Consider the following 15,602-nt stretch of genomic DNA (forward strand, 5'->3'; position numbering starts at 1 on the left):
TTCTTTAATAAAGCTTGAATTTAGCAATTATAAAATTTGAAATCAATTTGTTTAGATAAGCATAATTACTTTTTAGAGTTAGAATTGGAGATGAAAGATATGGATGCTGTTATTCGTAAAATTTTAAATAAGAATCAAATAAATGAACCATTTATTAAATTAACTACCCATGGTATTGCAAATGAGATATATGCAACACCGAATTTTATTTTAAGGATTCCTACAGATCATCCAGAAGCAAATTCAGATGCTTTTACTGAATCTGTAGCAGCTCCATTGGCTAAGTCAAATGGAATAAAAACACCAGAATTAATTTGCTTTGATAACTCTTATACGATACTAAACAAAACATATTCTATTTGGGAAAGGATTCATGGATTCACTCTTGGTGAAATAGATGATTATTTGCATTATTGTAATACATGGAAGGAAATAGGTTTTGAACTTGGGAAATTGCATGTTAATATTAAAAGCTGTGATGACCCAAACGGATGGCTTGATAATCCTGATAGAGACTACACAAAAGATATGATAATCAAGAGTTTACTTAATAATGATAACAAATCTTTATATTTGTTAGAGCTAGTAGAAAGTAAATATAAAGATCAAACTTTTTCTTATAAGAAATGTTTTGTCCATGGAGATACTAATGAGTTTAATTTTTTATGTACAAATAATGATCAATTATTATCTATTATTGATTGGGGTGATGCAGGTTGGGCAGATCCAGCTATAGATTTTTACATGATCCCAATAGAGGCTATAGATAATGTTTTAGAAGGTTATAGTCAAATTGCAGGAATAAATGTTGAGTATAATTTTATAAATCGAATTATTTTAGATAAAGTATGGACAGGAATTGAAGAAAGACAAGATATATGTCTATTAGAAAAGAATATAATGAAATTAGAAAGTCAGCTACTAAAAAGGTTGTAGTTTTAAAAGTATATTGGTATTATGCTTAATTATCAAAGAAGCGAGTAGCGTATTAAATAAAATTAAGAATAAATTAACTGATAAATTATCGGGGTATTTCTTACGGGTCAATGGGGACAACTTTACATAACAATGTGTTCAAGTTCGTGCAGTGGGGTCAAGTATTTGGAGTAGAGCTGCACAAACCATAGATACTAAGCCAAGTCTGGCTAAGTATCTATGGTGTCTTGAACACGGGGACGTTATATGCAATCCCTGTTGAAAAATAGTAACAATAGGTAAAAGGAAGATAGTAAAGATAGTCACATCAGAGAAAAATAGGTATTAGCCAGAAGGAGGTAAGAGAATGTATAAATTATCAAAATCTACAATCAATAAATACAGAACAGCATCATTGGTAGTTTTTGCTATATTGACCATTATGGGATATCGTAAAATAATCATTTTTCCTGTAGCTATGGCAACAATACTGACATTAATAGAATGGTATAAATACGAGAAAGAAAGATTTTTTGTGAATTTGACTAAGGGAGTAATTATTACTATTATTATGACTGGTATTATTATTGGTTTAATGAAATATTCTAATTGGCTAATAGATAAGCAACTTTAATCTTATTTTATTTCTAGAGAGGTACTTAATAGGGAGAAGAATTAGTATTATATTATCTTTTTAAAGGATATCAGGTGGATGATGTGATTCAAATACAATAGTCAGTGAATATATTGAAAAACAGTATAATTGTAAAATTTCAATTACTTACTTTATTAAAATCATAATTTATGGAATAGCTGGTTTTTCTTATAATTGACCTAACAATATGGATAATTGTTTACGGTGGAATAAGTCTATTTTTTTCTAAGTTATTAAATAAACAGAAAAAAGTATTAAGTAATATTATGTACTCTCTTTCCTATGAGTCAAAAAAAGTAATAAATTAGTGGGAGTAGAAAACTTAGAGTCAACGGAACAGCATATAACAGAGCCTTAGCAGATATCGGAAAGAGGGTTTTAAGGGAAAGTCCGACATCGCTAAGCCTCGAAACGTTATCTGAAATTCCCAAAGTGCATTAAAAGACTCAAATTCCAGGGGGGAAATCATGAAAAAAATAGTTGAAGCAAGTGAAAAGACAATCGATAGTTTAACCAAATTAGCGATAGATCTTTGGCCAGATAATGAGTACGAAGATCTTAAGAATGAATACTTTTCATTACTAAAATCTGAAAACCACAAGGTTTTTCTTTGTATAGTTGATGACTTGCCTATAGCTTTTATCCAGCTTTCAATAAGAAGTGATTATGTTGAAGGTTCTGAAAGTAATCCTGTGGGTTATGTGGAAGGAATATTTGTAAACCCTAATTTAAGAAGACAAGGAATATCAAAAGAACTTATGATTAAAGGAGAAGAATGGGTTAAAGAAAAAGGTTGCAAACAAATTGGTTCGGATATTGAATATGATAATGACACAAGTTATCACTTTCATATGAATATAGGGTTTAAAGAAGCAAATAGAATTATTTGTTTTATTAAGGATATTGAATGAAATCTGAAGTGGATTCGACGAAGTAAGGGAACTCCAGATAACAATGTGTTCGCACAAGGGTGCTGGAGGGCACGTTTGGGGGGGCAAGTTCAGCGCACCACACCTTCTCGCTGGGTGGCAAGCACCGCCAAGACGGTTTATCTTTGGGGTCCAGCTCGGAAGGCGTCGCAAACACGGAAGCGTTAGGCGAAACTTTATACTAGGGGGGATTGAAATATCTATGGTATATGCGTTAATTAAAGTCTTTGATAAAGAGGAGCATGCTAAAGAGTTCCAAAGTGGAATATTATTTAGTAGGCAATTACGAGTATATAGAGCAATTGAAGACAAGGAAACTGATAACAGAAATGATGAAAATGAAGGTTTAGTAGCCCAATATAACCTTATTAATGAAAAAATAATAATAGGGAAGGGTTTGGAGGCATTTGAATTGAAGTATGAAGATATCGTTAAACCAGTAAAAGTTTACCAGAACAAATATGACTTTTCATTTATTTTTTGTATGTATGCTATTCATAGTAAAGACTGGAAACGAATCGAAAAAAAGAAGTTAGAAGAGTTTTACAGTGATATGGCTATCAGAAAAGAAATAGAAAAACTTGGCGATTATGCAGTTATTATAACTAATGTTACTAAGTTTATTGATAGAGTAAAAAAAATGGCTGAGAAAGCAAACATTGATATGCAAGGCAACTTGGTTAAATATAAAGATTTAAGCAACCATAATGGAAAAATATCAGATGATCAAGTTGGATTTGTGAAAGATATTAGATTTAAACATCAAAATGAGTACAGATTTAAGTTTGAATTTCAAGACAATTCAGAGTTTAAGAAAATAAATATTGTTGATATATCAGATATAAGCATTTTAATGAAAGCGAAAGAGATAAATCAGAGGATTACCTTTAATTTTGGTTAGCTATCAGAGCTTCGCCTAACAAGCCATTCCCACAAGGGTGCTGGTGAGCAAGTGTTTAGGGAAAGGTCAGAGCACCACACCTTCTCACTGGGTGCAAGCACCGCCAAGGGAGTATTCATTTAGGGTCCAGTTCGAAGGCGTTGGGAATGGCAAAAACGTTATATGCCATCCCTAAGATATTGTAGATTTGGTAGATAGGAAAAAAGATATAGAAAATCGATAAAATGTAATAGATGAAAAAGACGACAGAATAACACCCAAAGTTAAAGCCTAGGTTTTTTCACAGACATATATGCGAATTTAATAAAATAAAGGGGAGATATTTTCATGAGAAGAAAGAAAATGGTATTAACTTTAATGTTTATGGCTCTGGTGATACTAGTATCTTGTTCATCTGATGAAAAAGAGTATACTGAATATAGTGATGGTTATATTGCTTTCAACTATCCAGCAGATTGGAATTTAAAGGTTAATGAGTCTCACAACAATAAGCAAATCTTCTTTGGAGAGGAGACTGGCTTTCAATTTGTAATAGATGTAGAAGAAATGAACGAAATGAAAAGTGAATATAAAATAAAAGAAGAAATAGAAAAAGAGTTATCTGAAGGATATGAACTTGCAGAGGAAATGGTATCAGTTGAAACTATTTCCTATCAAGAAAATAGTATAGAGGGGGAATGGGCGAAAGAGCTAAACTTAGAAGTCAACTTAGTTGATAGCCAAATTGAGCTACTTTATCAACTTTTATGATGGAGAAATTTCTTATTTAAATGAGGTGAAAGCATACTTAGGAGGATATACAGGAGTTGAAAATTTCATTGATGAAATGAAAACTAATCCTGAAAAACTAGATGAACTTAAAACTATCTTGTTGGAACTTGAGGTTGAAAGTGAAGAGGAGAGACACTCTACAATACTTGCTAATGCTTTTATTGATAATATTAATCATTTTCTAGAAGAAGAGAGTGATGAGACATTAAGTCAATATACTATAATAGCGCACAAAGAAAATATTAGGATTAAAATATTTTTTCAGAGCCATAAAGAAGAATATATTGAGAAAATAGAAACTATCGAGCACATAGTGGAATCCATAAGATTTATTGAATCATAATATATAAATTACTGTCGGATTATCTTGCTTAGACGCAACAGATGAATTAGGCGGCATTAAGTAAAAAGAGGAGGGTTAGCTTGAATTGGTTCGGGGTATTCTTGATTTTCATTGGTCTATGTTATTTAATTTATTCTATTATATTTAGAAGTAAAGTTACTCTATACTTCAAAGACATAAAAGTAATCGAAGGAAAAGAAGAGGAATATTTGAAGCTCCAATTGTATTTTTCATTTATAAATTCATTAATGGTAGTAAGTATTGGAATTATAATAACTATGTATAATTTAGATACTCCATATATTGTATTAACACCACTAATTGTTCATTTAGTAAACTTTGCAATGAAATTAACGAGTAAACAAAAAGGGTATGTAGAATATTAATTCATATCATCTTTAAGATACATCATTACAAAATATGGGTAACGATTTAGTTGATATCAAGGGTTTGCGGTAAAGGGACAGCACATAACAAAACATTTGCATAAAGGTGCTGGAAGCATGTTTCAAGGGCGGGTTCAGCACCACACCTTCTCACTGGGAGCAAAGCTCCGCTATAGGGTATTCCTTTGAGGTCCAGTTCGAAGGCGTCGCAAATGCCAAACGTTAGTTTACACCACAATATCGGGGCAGGGTATTAGGGTCAATTATTTTGCCTGATGTTACTGAATATCAGAAAGATTTTGCTAGACAAGAATAATTTTATAACAGGAAGGATTGAAAGGTAGTGGATGGATCTCAAAAACTGCTAATAGATATTGAAGGACAAAATGGAGTAATGGGTTATGGAACATTGAGTTATTATACTAAATCGAAAGTGGAAGTTGTATTATCAGGAAAAAATATTGTTCCTGTTTCCGAAAATGAACGAAATCTAAATATCTATAAATTATTGGAAAACAATTGTAATGTGATTTTTTGCACCACAGAAAAATTAGATGATTTTCAATTCTATCCTGTTCCATGTTTTTGGATTTTTGCTGTTGATGATGAAGGGAATTCTTTTGGTACAATTGGTGGTATAGGAGATATTACAGATGATGATTATCCAGTTGGATATGTAAATCAAGAGGGAATGTGTGGAAAAATAGCAGATAATTTAAAAGAATTTTTGGAGTTAATTACTTTTTATCCTAACTGGAGAGAAATCATTAGGTATGAGCAAATTCAAATAAACTACGATAGAAACGATATGGAGATGAAGCAGAAAGAATATGATTTACAATACTTCGAAAATCAACGGGAGATTGCGGAAACACTTAAACTCTCCAAGAATCCCCAATCTATTGAACTATTAATATCAAATATCAAAAGCATATCAGGATTTGTAGTATACAGCTCAAAGAACGAGGCTCAAATGACAAATACATTTTGGGATATGCACTCCCTTGATTAAATGAGAAGATGACGAGTATTATCTTTTTAAATGTGTTATAAGAAAGTGAGGTGGTTGTGGCATCAACTAACATGCCCATTCCCGCTAGAGTCTGTAGGGAACGGTCAAGAGTGTACGTCAAACTACACTCACTTTGAGGCTAAGACTTTGGAGTACGGTGAGTGTCGGGAGTGGCAGAAACGTTATAGGAAATAGTGATATCGGAGATTTTCTCTGGGGTCTATTTAAAAACACCACTTTACAAGTAATGTAGTGATTCAAAAATAATTCCATAAAATAACAAAATCAGACACCTTAATCCTAGGAATACTAATCTTAGCATAAATCAAAACCCCTAGGAGGCGCCTGATATGATTAGTATTTCCAGTAATTCGATGAAACAAACATTACACCAATATTTAATGCAGTATAGATCAGTTTTCAAGAAGCGGAGCTTTGATATTTTCTACTGGCTCATTATGGGAATCCTCTGTACAGAAGAAGTAAGATCTATACAATTTGTTTATGATAGTTTCATCAAGAAACACACCGATAAGGTGCTGAATTCAATATATTACTTTTTATCCTATTCAAAATTTCCAATAGAAGCCCTAACCACTATCACAGTTTCTATCGCTTTATCCTTGATACCAGAAAAATTAAGACAGAACACCTTATTTATAACAATTGATGATACTCTTCAAGCAAAATACGGTGCTAAATTTGATTGTTATGTTAAACATTTTGACCATACAAAAAAGAATGGAACCAAATATCTTAATGGTCATTGCTTTGTATCTGTGGTGTTGAATATTCCTTTATATTACCAAGATAAAGCGAAGTACTTAAGTATACCAATAGGCTATCGCCTGTATTCAAAGGAGCAGAACAAACTTGAAATGGCATCACAAATAATTAAATATATCATGCCTCAACTTGAGATGTTTCAAGTAATTTTACTGTGTGATAGCTGGTATAGCAAAGGAGCTATATTAGACACTGTTAAAGAATTTGACAATTTAGAGATAGTAGCAGCAGTACGACATGATACCGCAATGTATGATCTTCCTCCAGCCTCTACGGGTGGAAAAGGTAGACCTAGAAAGAAAGGTAGAAAACTAAATGCTAGAGAATTTTCCTATTCAAAGATAGGTGAATACTATGTTGCTGAGAAAAAAGTAATGGCTAATTTATTTGAAAAACCTATTTACGTTACAGTAACCACTACAGATATTAAACCATTCTCATCCATAAGAGTTTTTATTAGCAGCATCAATCCTGATGAAATTAAAACTATAAATACCGCCCTAAATACCAAAGGAGCATTGAATGATCAAAATGAAGATGAATGCACCAGTAAAACACTGACTACTTATCGAATGAGATGGAACATCGAAGTGATGTTTTACCAGCACAAATTTTTTTGGTCCTTCGGTAACTATATGGTGAGAAACAAGGCCGCAATCGAAAGATATGTTAATCTATTGTTTGTAGCATATACTTTTGCGTGTTTCTTACCCTTCATGGACAAAAGATACGAAAAGTATCAATTCAAAAGTCCACAATTGATCAAAAGAGCTGTAGGCGTTCAAATTACAAAAGAATTAATATTTGACAGTTTCGTATTGAGCTTCGAAAGTGCTAAAATTTATTCTACAATTAAAGAATCTGTTCAGGGCTTCCTCAATAAGGATTGGGTAGCTTAATCAAACTTGTAAACTGGTGTTTAAAAAGTAAGATGATAAATAATAGTAGTATAAAGTGGTAAAAAATGCTTTTGTAAAATAGAGGTAAACTTAGGCTTATCTAATTTTGCAGATGAAAACATTTAATTGAATTTTCTAAAAGTTTACAATGATAAAGAAAGGAGAATTGCAAATGAGCGAACAAATAGCAGTATATGGTTTACTATTATTAGCCTTTATTTCTGGAAGTATATATCACTTTAGAATACGAAAACAGTGTATTCATCCAGTGAGATTAACTAAACCAAGGATTATAATATCAATAATCACGCCCTTCATATTTTGTTTTATAGCTTACATAGGTGGTAATTTATGGAATTACTATATGCTTGCACTTGTGGCAGCTGTATTTATAATATCTGGAGTGGTAGGAGAAGGAATTCACAAAAAAGGAATTTATTATCGCCCTATTGGACAAGCAGCTCTCTTAATCCGATTGGCTAAATGGGAAGATGTAAAAGACATTAAAATTGATACAAATAAAAACAAACTACAAAGTTTCAAACTCAAAACTACAACAATTTATCCAGGCCATTATTATAGCCCGGAAGATATAAATGAAATTAAGAAATCCATAGAAAGATGACTCGTATATTGGAACAAATCCATCAGGATGAGAAAAGATAAAAAATTTGATGTGAGATATATTTTTTATAAAAGACGTCACTACTCCCTATAACAATGCATTTGCATAAAGGTGCTGGAAGTACGTTTTCCGGGAAAGGTCAGAGCACCACATCCCTTCACCGGGAGCAAAGCTCCGCCAGGAAGTGGGACAAGGGGTCCGGTTCAGAGACGTCGCAAATGCCGGTACGTTAGGTGACATAGTTTACCTTGGATATGCTGTTATAGAAAGTTTATTGGAAAGGTAGGAACTTGGAATGATAAAAATTACTGCAGCTGAAAATAGTGATAGATTTTTTTTATCAGAAGTATGTATAGATACAGTTCAAACCTATGATAGTATTTTACCAGGAGCTTTCGAAAAGCAGGCTAAAAAATTTTCAGAAGAAGGTCTACCCAAGACTTATGATATTGGAATAGTTAAATTAGAAGATTTAAAATTAGGATTTGTAGGTTTTGTGAGATTAGATAATGAGACCCTTTATCTAACAGCAGTATATTTGTTAGAGGTTTATCAAAGACAAGGATATGGAAAAAAGATTATTAACACTATTGAAAAAGAAGCTTATAAAGAGGGTATAAAAAGAGTGGTCTTATTGGTACATTCTAAGGCAACATGGGCGATAGATTTTTATGAAAAGAATGGGTTTTATGTTATAGAGATTGAGGAAAATAAAATAAAAGAATATGCGGATTCTCGCATGGCTAAATATTTTTTACCTTCAACAATATTGATGGGAAAAATGCTTAAGTGTTTTGGGGAGTGAATCAGAATAACTACAAACCACATCACCTAACAATGTCTTTGCATAAAGGTGCTGGTGGGCACGTTTTTGAGGAAAGGTCAGAGCACCACACCTTCTCACTGGGTGCAAAGCACCGCTAAGGGGTATTCCTTTGGGGTACAGTTCGAAGGCGTCGCAAACACGGGACCGTTCTCCAAAACCATACGCAAAGGTCGCGGCGTTCTGCCGCGAATTGTGTAAGAGGATGTTAAGCGCTTTGTTAATTCATACTTGTAGATTATGGTGTAACGAAAGAGTAGTATACTAAGTATTAGGTAATTGCGAAACTAAATTTGAAAAGTAGTTAGAAGGGCAGAAAATTGAGTGCTGATTAAATTTTTTAAAGAGACAAGGCGTACCGGTTAACTATGCAATAAGTGGTTTTAAACTTCTGATATATTTGTGTTGATGTATTTTGTCAGCAAGGATAACTGTAACAAGCTGCGTTATACCAGCAATAATCAGGTCGGCATGCAATGTTTTAGCATTCTGTGTTCTTCGATTAGCAATACAAAAGCTATCTTTGAAATGGTTAATGGTTTGCTCAACGACACCTCGGGCTTTATAGGTTTTATCCCAATCATCGGTACCACGAATGGCGCCTGGATATGCCCGTAAGTCTTTTTCAGGATACACATAAATCATTCTACCACAAGGTGATGAAGTACAGGGATTATCGCAATTATGCCGGCGTCGGTACTTGCCGTCTTCACATTTAGTCCAAGACATTTTCGGACAGACAAACTTGAAAGTAGGAATACCACAGCGAAGATGAGAAGTATTGCCTTCAGGCTTCATAGGCAGTTTTGGATCATGAGGACAACAGGGAATCCCATCTTCAGTAAGAGTGTATTCAGAGCTGCTAAGGGAAGAACGAGGATTTAAGGGAATATAAGCTTTATTGAACTTTAAATCCGAAAAAATTCCTTTGTAGATAGAAATGGTATCAAAAGCAGCATCTCCGATAAAGATATTAGGTTGAATGAGTGGATGTTTATTAAAAAAGTCAGATAACACTGGTAAAAGAGCTTTTGCATCACCAAGGGACTTATCCTCATCAGGAGAATCCGACTTTTTGTCAACAACGATGTTAGGATGAGCATTCATAAAATCTTGGTCATAAAAAGTAATATCACGAATAATACCAAGACCATTGGTGATCATCCCAAATTTATAGACATAACAAAAATGACCATTGATGTAAAGTTGCTTGATCTCTGGATTAGCAGCTGCATGAGAAGGCATGGAACCATAGGCTACTTTATATGGATCATAGGAATCACCAAGGTTATGGCTCTTTTTAAAAGCTTTAAGTTGTTTAATAATTTTATTAGCATATTTAGGATTGTTCTCAGTAACAAAAGCTTCAATGCCAGAAGTATCAAAGACAGTCATAGAGGCCTTATGAGGATCAATAGCCTGGCAAATAGGTTCAGTGACATCCACAAGATGCTCAAAGAATGATTGTAAGTCTAGCAAAAAATCTTGTTTGAATCTAGTAAATCTAGAAGCATCAGGAACATTGGTGAAACCACAAAAATCTCTAAGTTCCTTAGAAAACTGAAGAAAAGTAAGCAACAATGTATCGTTTGGAATGGAGAAAATCCGCTGCAGAAGCAAAGCCCAAACCATTGATGTAAGATGATGTTTTCTAGGTCTGCCAGTGGATGCATAGTAATTACGATGAAAAGAAAGAGGTATTATCTCATTAAGATTAAGGTTTTCTTTTAAAAGAGAAAGAAAGTGATGCTTATCATTTCCAAAATAATTGGCACAATCGGAATGAATTTCAGCCAAAGAAAGCTGTTTATGTGTTAAAATAGACATATATAACTCCTTTCAGATGGTGTGGAATTGTTTCTTGACAATTCAATTTTACCACAATCTGGTGAGGAGTTATATTTTTTATGCTTAAAAAAAGTCCCGCAATAATGCGGGTTATGGCGTTTCGCAAACGCCTATACTAAGTATAAAAGAAGGGAGATAAGAATGAATAAAAAGAATACAATAATAATTATTTTGCAAAGTATCATTATTTTAGTTTTAATAGGGTGTGTGTCTTCTAATAAATCTATAGACAATACGTCTCTAAATATAGCTGATTTTTATGGAGAATACACATTTGATGAAGTAGTATATATGCGTAAATCTTCTGCAATAAGTGAAGAACAATATCAAAATGACTTAAAAATAGTAACAGAAATTTTCACAGATGTAGAGTTTTCAATAGGAGAGAGTTATTTCTATGAAACTTCAGGAACATTTGGAGAAAATCCATCAGAAGGTTTTGAATTTATCACGATAAAGGATTACGGTGATAAATATTATGATGACTTAGCCAGAGAAAATCTTGAGAATTTTGAGGGCCTGAGTTTTATATTTGACTATGATGATATTAAAAAAGAATTAGATGTTAACGAAATCAAGCATTATACTATGTATGTAGAAGATGGGATTTTGTCAAATCCTATGTTTTATATAACAAAAGACAGTATTTTTGTTGCTATGGAAACTATATCCTTTGGAGAAACAGATGATGCTTTAAAGGGATATACTCATTATTTATTGAAACTTAAAGAAAATTAATAATGGATTCTGTGATGAAATATAATCTTTAAAATTAAACAATTTAATGAAGGAAATTATATAGCTTTAAGTTATATCGAAGATATTTTAGAGTGTTAGTTGAACATAAGTATAATATTACGACGCAACTGTAGTAACTATACAGTAGATAAAAGGTATTTGGAGGGTATTGTTTTGAAAAAATCAAAATTCATTATTTTATTAATAGTAATTGTTGTGGTAATATGGGGATTTGTATCCAAAAATCCTAATTTGAAAGGGTTTTATCAGAGTGAAGTGAATGGATATCATATTCAAATGCTAATTCGGAAAGAGGATAATAGTTTTGTTGAATGGATTGATAATAGAGAGGTTGATAGAGGAACTTACGAAAAAGTTGATACCAATTCATATAGAATTAAGAGCAACAAGCAAAGCTTTGAGATAGGATTAAATGATGATAATTCTTTTGAGATAATTATAAACAAATTGAATGATGGAAAACCAATTATTATGAAGAATATTACAAAGGATGATCATAGGGTAAGTTTTGGTGAATGGGATGACGTAGATGAATATGAATCTTTATTAGATTAACACTTGGCGTAATCGATTATAAAGAGTGATTCGCATTATTTATATAAGGGGCAGCACTGGTTGAGTAATTTGTTTAAGGGGGCGATGTCCTGTCGCCCTCTGAGTCACGGGGCATATAGCATCGGAGAACAAAACATTTGCATAAAGGTGCTGGAAGCACGTTTTTCGGGCAGGTTCAGCACCACACCTTCTCACTGGGAGCGAAGCTCCGCCAAAGGGGTATTCCTTTGGGGTCCAGTTCGAAGGCGTCGCAAATGCGGAGCGTTCTCCGAAACCATACACAAAGGACGTGGCATCCTGTCTCGGATTGGGGAATAGCACTTCGAAAGCTATGTTAATTCATATTTGTTTTATATTACGCAACTGTAGAACACCATAAGCCAGTAGGGGGATATAATATGAAGAAAAAAATATTACTTTTTACCATTGTAATTAGTCTTTTTATTTTCTTAATAGGATGCACAAACCAAGCAACTGTAGATGAAAAAAATTTAAAAGTCGAAGAATTACAAAATCAGATAGAAAAACATGATCAAAAAATTAAAGAACTAGAAGAAAAGAATAATAGTTATGAAATAAAAGTTAAGAACCTGGAAGAAGAAAGAGATTCTTACAAGCGTTTTATTGATAAAGCAATAAAGTATCTAGATGACGATGAAATGGTAAAATTAGCAAGGGGAGAATGGATTTATAGTATAGAAGTAGATGGACAGTCAGTTCCATCTGATGGGGAAATAGAAATTGATAAAAAATATTTTGAAATTATATATTCTGAAAGACAATCTATACTTTCAAGCTTAACACAGGAGATTTACGAACAGGGAAGTATTAGTGGTGAATATTTTGACCATTTAAAAATAAAAGATGCCAAACCAAAGAATATTAAACGCGGTGATGGAACTGTGGTAACAGGATTTATCTATGAATTTGAAAATCTTTCTCCAAACACAAGTTTTAAACTAGAAATAAGTGACGAATTAAAAGATAGACTTAATTTACAGACTAATATAATCAGTATTTATATAAAATAGTTGCAACAATAGTTGACTTTACATTGTATAGACAACAACATTATTTGTGGGGGTGACGCCCTTGGCCACCCGGTATAATACACTAATACAAATCGAGTAGATATGGTCATCTGCCCCTACCAAAACTATATGACGACGTATCTTTTATATAATGCGCTGTATAATTCAGGTGATAAGTTTGAGGGGACGACGTCCTGTCGCCCTCTGAATCACGGGGCGTATGGCATCGGAGAACAATGCATTTGCATAAAGGTGCTGGAAGCACGTTTTACGGGCAGGTTCAGCACCACACCTTCTCACTGGGAGCGAAGCTCCGCTATGGGGTATTCCTTTGGGGTCCAGTTCGAAGGCGTTGCAAATGCGAAACGTTCTCCAAAACCACACGCAAAGACCGCGGCGTCCTGCCGCGGGTTGTCGAAGAACATTTTATAGAGCTTTGTCAATTCACATTTGTTAGTTTACGTGCTATTTTGTTAAACACAAAGTTCGGTAGCAGTACTAATTTTCTAGTTGAAATAATTCTTCAACAGTGGTGTCCAGAAATCTTGCAAGTTTCATTGCTAATTCAAGAGTGGGATTGTATTTATCATTCTCGATAGCTATAATGGTTTGTCTTGTCACACCCAGTTGATTTGCAACATCTTCTTGACGTAATCCTAATTCCTTGCGTAGGGTTTTTAATTTATTTTTCATCACTATCACCAGACATTTTGTGAGTCATAAAAAGTTTACTACCAAATAAAATGATGTTTTGAATGGAAATAATTATTGAAAGAATAAGATGGAGTTTTCCGTTTATTATTAAATCTACTACAAGCCATATAACTAAGGATATAGTTACAAATGACCACGATAATCTCATGGATTTAAAATTTATTGACATTTCCATTTCATCTGGTTTTTTGAGTTTCATAAAATATCCTCCTTGATGTAAAAACATCTTTACATTTATTGTATGATAGAAGAATTAAAATGTCAATAACTTTTTACATTGCTTTCTTGAAAATTATGGGAATAGTCTGTTGCTCCATATACAATGTAATGTTTATATGAATTTGATAGTATGAAGAGATTATTTAAGGGTGCGACGTCCTGTCGCCCTCTGAGTCACGGGGCGTATGGCATCGGAGAACAATGCATTTGCATAAAGGTGCGGGTAGCACGTTTTATGGGAATGTTCAGCACCACACCTTCTCACTGGGAGCGAAGCTCCGCTATAGGGTATCCCTTTAGGTCCAGTTCGAAGGCGTCGCAAATGCGAGACGTTCTCCGAAACCATACGCAAAGGACACGGCGTCCTGCCGTGGAGGGGGAAGAACACTTTAAAAACTGTGCTAATTCATATGTGTAGATTTATGTGCAACAAAGATTATTTCTTAATAGGAGGTATGCAGCTATGAAAATCAACTATGATACTTATTATTGGCAAAATGAATTAGTAAGATTGCGCCCTGCAACAGTTGATGATTGGGACGAGTTTTATCTAAACTTTTTTGACAATCCTGCCCGTTTCCTTTTAGATAGCCTTATTGAGTTGCCTTTGAATGAGGAAGGTGCAAAGGAAGTATGGCGGGAATTCATTGAAAACAGTAAAAGGAAAGGTCGGCACAACTTCACCATAGAAACATTGGATGGATTGAAAGTTGGTTCATTGAGTATTTCAGGAATCGACGAACGGAACGGAACCTTTGGCATAGGTATGCAGATTAGCCGTGATTACAGAGGAAAAGGTTATGGTACTGCCGCAATGAAAATACTGCTTGATTATGCCTTTAACGAAAGACGTTTACACAAATACCAGACCTTTGTAATTGAAGGAAATGTTGGTTCAAAAACGATGCTAGAAAAGTTGGGTTGCGTAAAAGAAGGCGTAATTCGTGGGACTACATACCATCAAGGGAGATATTGGGATGAAATTCATTATGGCTTATTTGCAGAGGAGTTTAATGCACTCCATAAAAAAGCGTAAAGCAATTGTTAATTATTAACAAATTGGAAATGAGTAGTATTAAATATGTGGCATACTTTTTTAATAAGGTGTAGTACTGGTTGAAAGATTTGTTTAAGGGTGCGACGTCCTATCGCACTCTGAGTCACGGGGCGTATGGCATCGGAGAACAAAACATTTGCATAAAGCTGCTGGAAGCACGTGTCAGGGGGGATGGTCACAGCACCACATTCCTTCACTGGGAGCGAAGCTCCACCAAGGGGTATTCCTTTGGGGTCCAGTTCAGAAACGTTGCAAATGCGAAACGTTAAGCGCAATTATTCACTAGTTGTAGAGAGGAGTTTTTGAACTGAATATTCAAGATGAATTAGATGATATTTGGAAGGAGCTTAACAAGTTAGATAATGATAGCCAAA

At 33.8% G+C, this 15,602-nt stretch carries 18 protein-coding genes; 15 read left to right on the forward strand and 3 right to left on the reverse strand.

Annotated elements, in window-relative coordinates:
• The first annotated feature begins 99 nt into the window (after window positions 1–99).
• From AMET_RS24345 to AMET_RS11120, 11 genes are all read left to right on the forward strand, one after another.
• A complete protein-coding gene (locus AMET_RS24345) occupies window positions 100–936 on the forward strand; it encodes an aminoglycoside phosphotransferase family protein (RefSeq protein WP_012063376.1) in 837 nt (278 codons plus the stop codon).
• Window positions 937–1,282: 346 nt separating this feature from the next.
• Entirely contained in the window at window positions 1,283–1,549 is a 267-nt protein-coding gene (locus tag AMET_RS11075) for a hypothetical protein (protein WP_012063377.1), read from the forward strand.
• Window positions 1,550–2,037: 488 nt separating this feature from the next.
• The gene (aac(6'), locus tag AMET_RS11080) at window positions 2,038–2,481 is read left to right on the forward strand and encodes an aminoglycoside 6'-N-acetyltransferase (protein WP_012063378.1); all 444 of its coding nucleotides are present in this window, start codon (window positions 2,038–2,040) and stop codon (window positions 2,479–2,481) included.
• A 220-nt stretch (window positions 2,482–2,701) separates the two neighbouring features.
• A complete protein-coding gene (locus tag AMET_RS11085; protein ID WP_041720686.1) occupies window positions 2,702–3,400 on the forward strand; it encodes a hypothetical protein in 699 nt (232 codons plus the stop codon).
• A gap of 327 nt (window positions 3,401–3,727) precedes the next feature.
• A complete protein-coding gene (locus AMET_RS11090) occupies window positions 3,728–4,150 on the forward strand; it encodes a hypothetical protein (RefSeq protein ID WP_012063380.1) in 423 nt (140 codons plus the stop codon).
• A gap of 25 nt (window positions 4,151–4,175) precedes the next feature.
• The gene (locus AMET_RS11095) at window positions 4,176–4,514 is read left to right on the forward strand and encodes a hypothetical protein (RefSeq protein WP_012063381.1); all 339 of its coding nucleotides are present in this window, start codon (window positions 4,176–4,178) and stop codon (window positions 4,512–4,514) included.
• An 80-nt stretch (window positions 4,515–4,594) separates the two neighbouring features.
• Window positions 4,595–4,900 (forward strand): hypothetical protein, encoded by a 306-nt coding sequence (locus AMET_RS11100; RefSeq protein ID WP_012063382.1) that lies wholly within the window; start codon window positions 4,595–4,597, stop codon window positions 4,898–4,900.
• Between the two features lie 343 nt (window positions 4,901–5,243).
• On the forward strand, window positions 5,244–5,912 hold the full coding sequence (locus AMET_RS11105) for a hypothetical protein (protein ID WP_012063383.1): 669 nt from the start codon (window positions 5,244–5,246) through the stop codon (window positions 5,910–5,912).
• A 374-nt stretch (window positions 5,913–6,286) separates the two neighbouring features.
• Window positions 6,287–7,597, forward strand: a complete 1,311-nt coding sequence (locus tag AMET_RS11110) for an IS701 family transposase (RefSeq protein WP_242661435.1) — start codon at window positions 6,287–6,289, stop codon at window positions 7,595–7,597.
• Window positions 7,598–7,769: 172 nt separating this feature from the next.
• Window positions 7,770–8,222, forward strand: a complete 453-nt coding sequence (locus AMET_RS11115) for a hypothetical protein (RefSeq protein ID WP_012063385.1) — start codon at window positions 7,770–7,772, stop codon at window positions 8,220–8,222.
• A gap of 295 nt (window positions 8,223–8,517) precedes the next feature.
• Window positions 8,518–9,027, forward strand: coding sequence for a GNAT family N-acetyltransferase (locus AMET_RS11120; protein ID WP_012063386.1), 510 nt, complete (start codon window positions 8,518–8,520; stop codon window positions 9,025–9,027).
• A gap of 384 nt (window positions 9,028–9,411) precedes the next feature.
• Here the strand turns inward: AMET_RS11120 and AMET_RS11125 are convergent, their stop codons facing one another.
• Window positions 9,412–10,866: an ISNCY family transposase gene (locus tag AMET_RS11125; RefSeq protein WP_041721570.1), complete on the reverse strand. Its 1,455-nt coding sequence runs from the start codon at window positions 10,864–10,866 to the stop codon at window positions 9,412–9,414.
• Window positions 10,867–11,034: 168 nt separating this feature from the next.
• Here AMET_RS11125 and AMET_RS11130 point away from each other — a divergent pair, with 168 nt between their 5' ends.
• The 3 genes from AMET_RS11130 to AMET_RS11140 all read left to right on the forward strand — a co-directional run bounded on the left by AMET_RS11130 (window position 11,035) and on the right by AMET_RS11140 (window position 13,238).
• Window positions 11,035–11,631 carry a hypothetical protein gene (locus AMET_RS11130; protein WP_012063388.1) on the forward strand — a complete coding sequence of 199 codons (597 nt, stop codon included), beginning with the start codon at window positions 11,035–11,037 and terminating at the stop codon, window positions 11,629–11,631.
• A 174-nt stretch (window positions 11,632–11,805) separates the two neighbouring features.
• Window positions 11,806–12,207: a hypothetical protein gene (locus AMET_RS11135; protein WP_012063389.1), complete on the forward strand. Its 402-nt coding sequence runs from the start codon at window positions 11,806–11,808 to the stop codon at window positions 12,205–12,207.
• A 398-nt stretch (window positions 12,208–12,605) separates the two neighbouring features.
• Entirely contained in the window at window positions 12,606–13,238 is a 633-nt protein-coding gene (locus tag AMET_RS11140; RefSeq protein WP_012063390.1) for a mediator of RNA polymerase II transcription subunit 4, read from the forward strand.
• 498 nt (window positions 13,239–13,736) lie between these two features.
• Here the strand turns inward: AMET_RS11140 and AMET_RS11145 are convergent, their stop codons facing one another.
• Together AMET_RS11145 and AMET_RS11150 are read right to left on the reverse strand one after the other, a co-directional pair.
• A complete protein-coding gene (locus AMET_RS11145) occupies window positions 13,737–13,931 on the reverse strand; it encodes a helix-turn-helix transcriptional regulator (RefSeq protein WP_012063391.1) in 195 nt (64 codons plus the stop codon).
• Complete coding sequence (locus AMET_RS11150) at window positions 13,921–14,151, reverse strand: hypothetical protein (protein WP_041720691.1); 231 nt, start codon at window positions 14,149–14,151, stop codon at window positions 13,921–13,923. The genes AMET_RS11145 and AMET_RS11150 overlap by 11 nt, the downstream gene beginning before the upstream one ends.
• 483 nt (window positions 14,152–14,634) lie before the next feature.
• On the opposite strand from AMET_RS11150, the gene AMET_RS11155 reads away from it, so the two are divergent.
• The gene (locus AMET_RS11155) at window positions 14,635–15,207 is read left to right on the forward strand and encodes a GNAT family N-acetyltransferase (protein WP_012063392.1); all 573 of its coding nucleotides are present in this window, start codon (window positions 14,635–14,637) and stop codon (window positions 15,205–15,207) included.
• Window positions 15,208–15,602 lie beyond the last annotated feature (395 nt).

Origin of the sequence: Alkaliphilus metalliredigens QYMF, from assembly GCF_000016985.1 — a bacterium.
Lineage (GTDB): Bacteria > Bacillota > Clostridia > Peptostreptococcales > Natronincolaceae > Alkaliphilus_A > Alkaliphilus_A metalliredigens.

Bases quoted from the DNA above. Each gene is read 5' to 3' on its own strand.
- AMET_RS24345 (WP_012063376.1), top strand. From the start codon at position 100: ATGGATGCTGTTATTCGTAAAATTTTAAATAAGAATCAAATAAATGAA.
- AMET_RS11075 (WP_012063377.1), top strand. From the start codon at position 1,283: ATGTATAAATTATCAAAATCTACAATCAATAAATACAGAACAGCATCA.
- AMET_RS11085 (WP_041720686.1), top strand. From the start codon at position 2,702: ATGGTATATGCGTTAATTAAAGTCTTTGATAAAGAGGAGCATGCTAAA.
- AMET_RS11090 (WP_012063380.1), top strand. From the start codon at position 3,728: ATGAGAAGAAAGAAAATGGTATTAACTTTAATGTTTATGGCTCTGGTG.
- AMET_RS11110 (WP_242661435.1), top strand. From the start codon at position 6,287: ATGAAACAAACATTACACCAATATTTAATGCAGTATAGATCAGTTTTC.
- AMET_RS11115 (WP_012063385.1), top strand. From the start codon at position 7,770: ATGAGCGAACAAATAGCAGTATATGGTTTACTATTATTAGCCTTTATT.
- AMET_RS11120 (WP_012063386.1), top strand. From the start codon at position 8,518: ATGATAAAAATTACTGCAGCTGAAAATAGTGATAGATTTTTTTTATCA.
- AMET_RS11130 (WP_012063388.1), top strand. From the start codon at position 11,035: ATGAATAAAAAGAATACAATAATAATTATTTTGCAAAGTATCATTATT.
- AMET_RS11140 (WP_012063390.1), top strand. From the start codon at position 12,606: ATGAAGAAAAAAATATTACTTTTTACCATTGTAATTAGTCTTTTTATT.
- AMET_RS11145 (WP_012063391.1), bottom strand. From the start codon at position 13,931: ATGAAAAATAAATTAAAAACCCTACGCAAGGAATTAGGATTACGTCAA.
- AMET_RS11150 (WP_041720691.1), bottom strand. From the start codon at position 14,151: ATGAAACTCAAAAAACCAGATGAAATGGAAATGTCAATAAATTTTAAA.
- AMET_RS11155 (WP_012063392.1), top strand. From the start codon at position 14,635: ATGAAAATCAACTATGATACTTATTATTGGCAAAATGAATTAGTAAGA.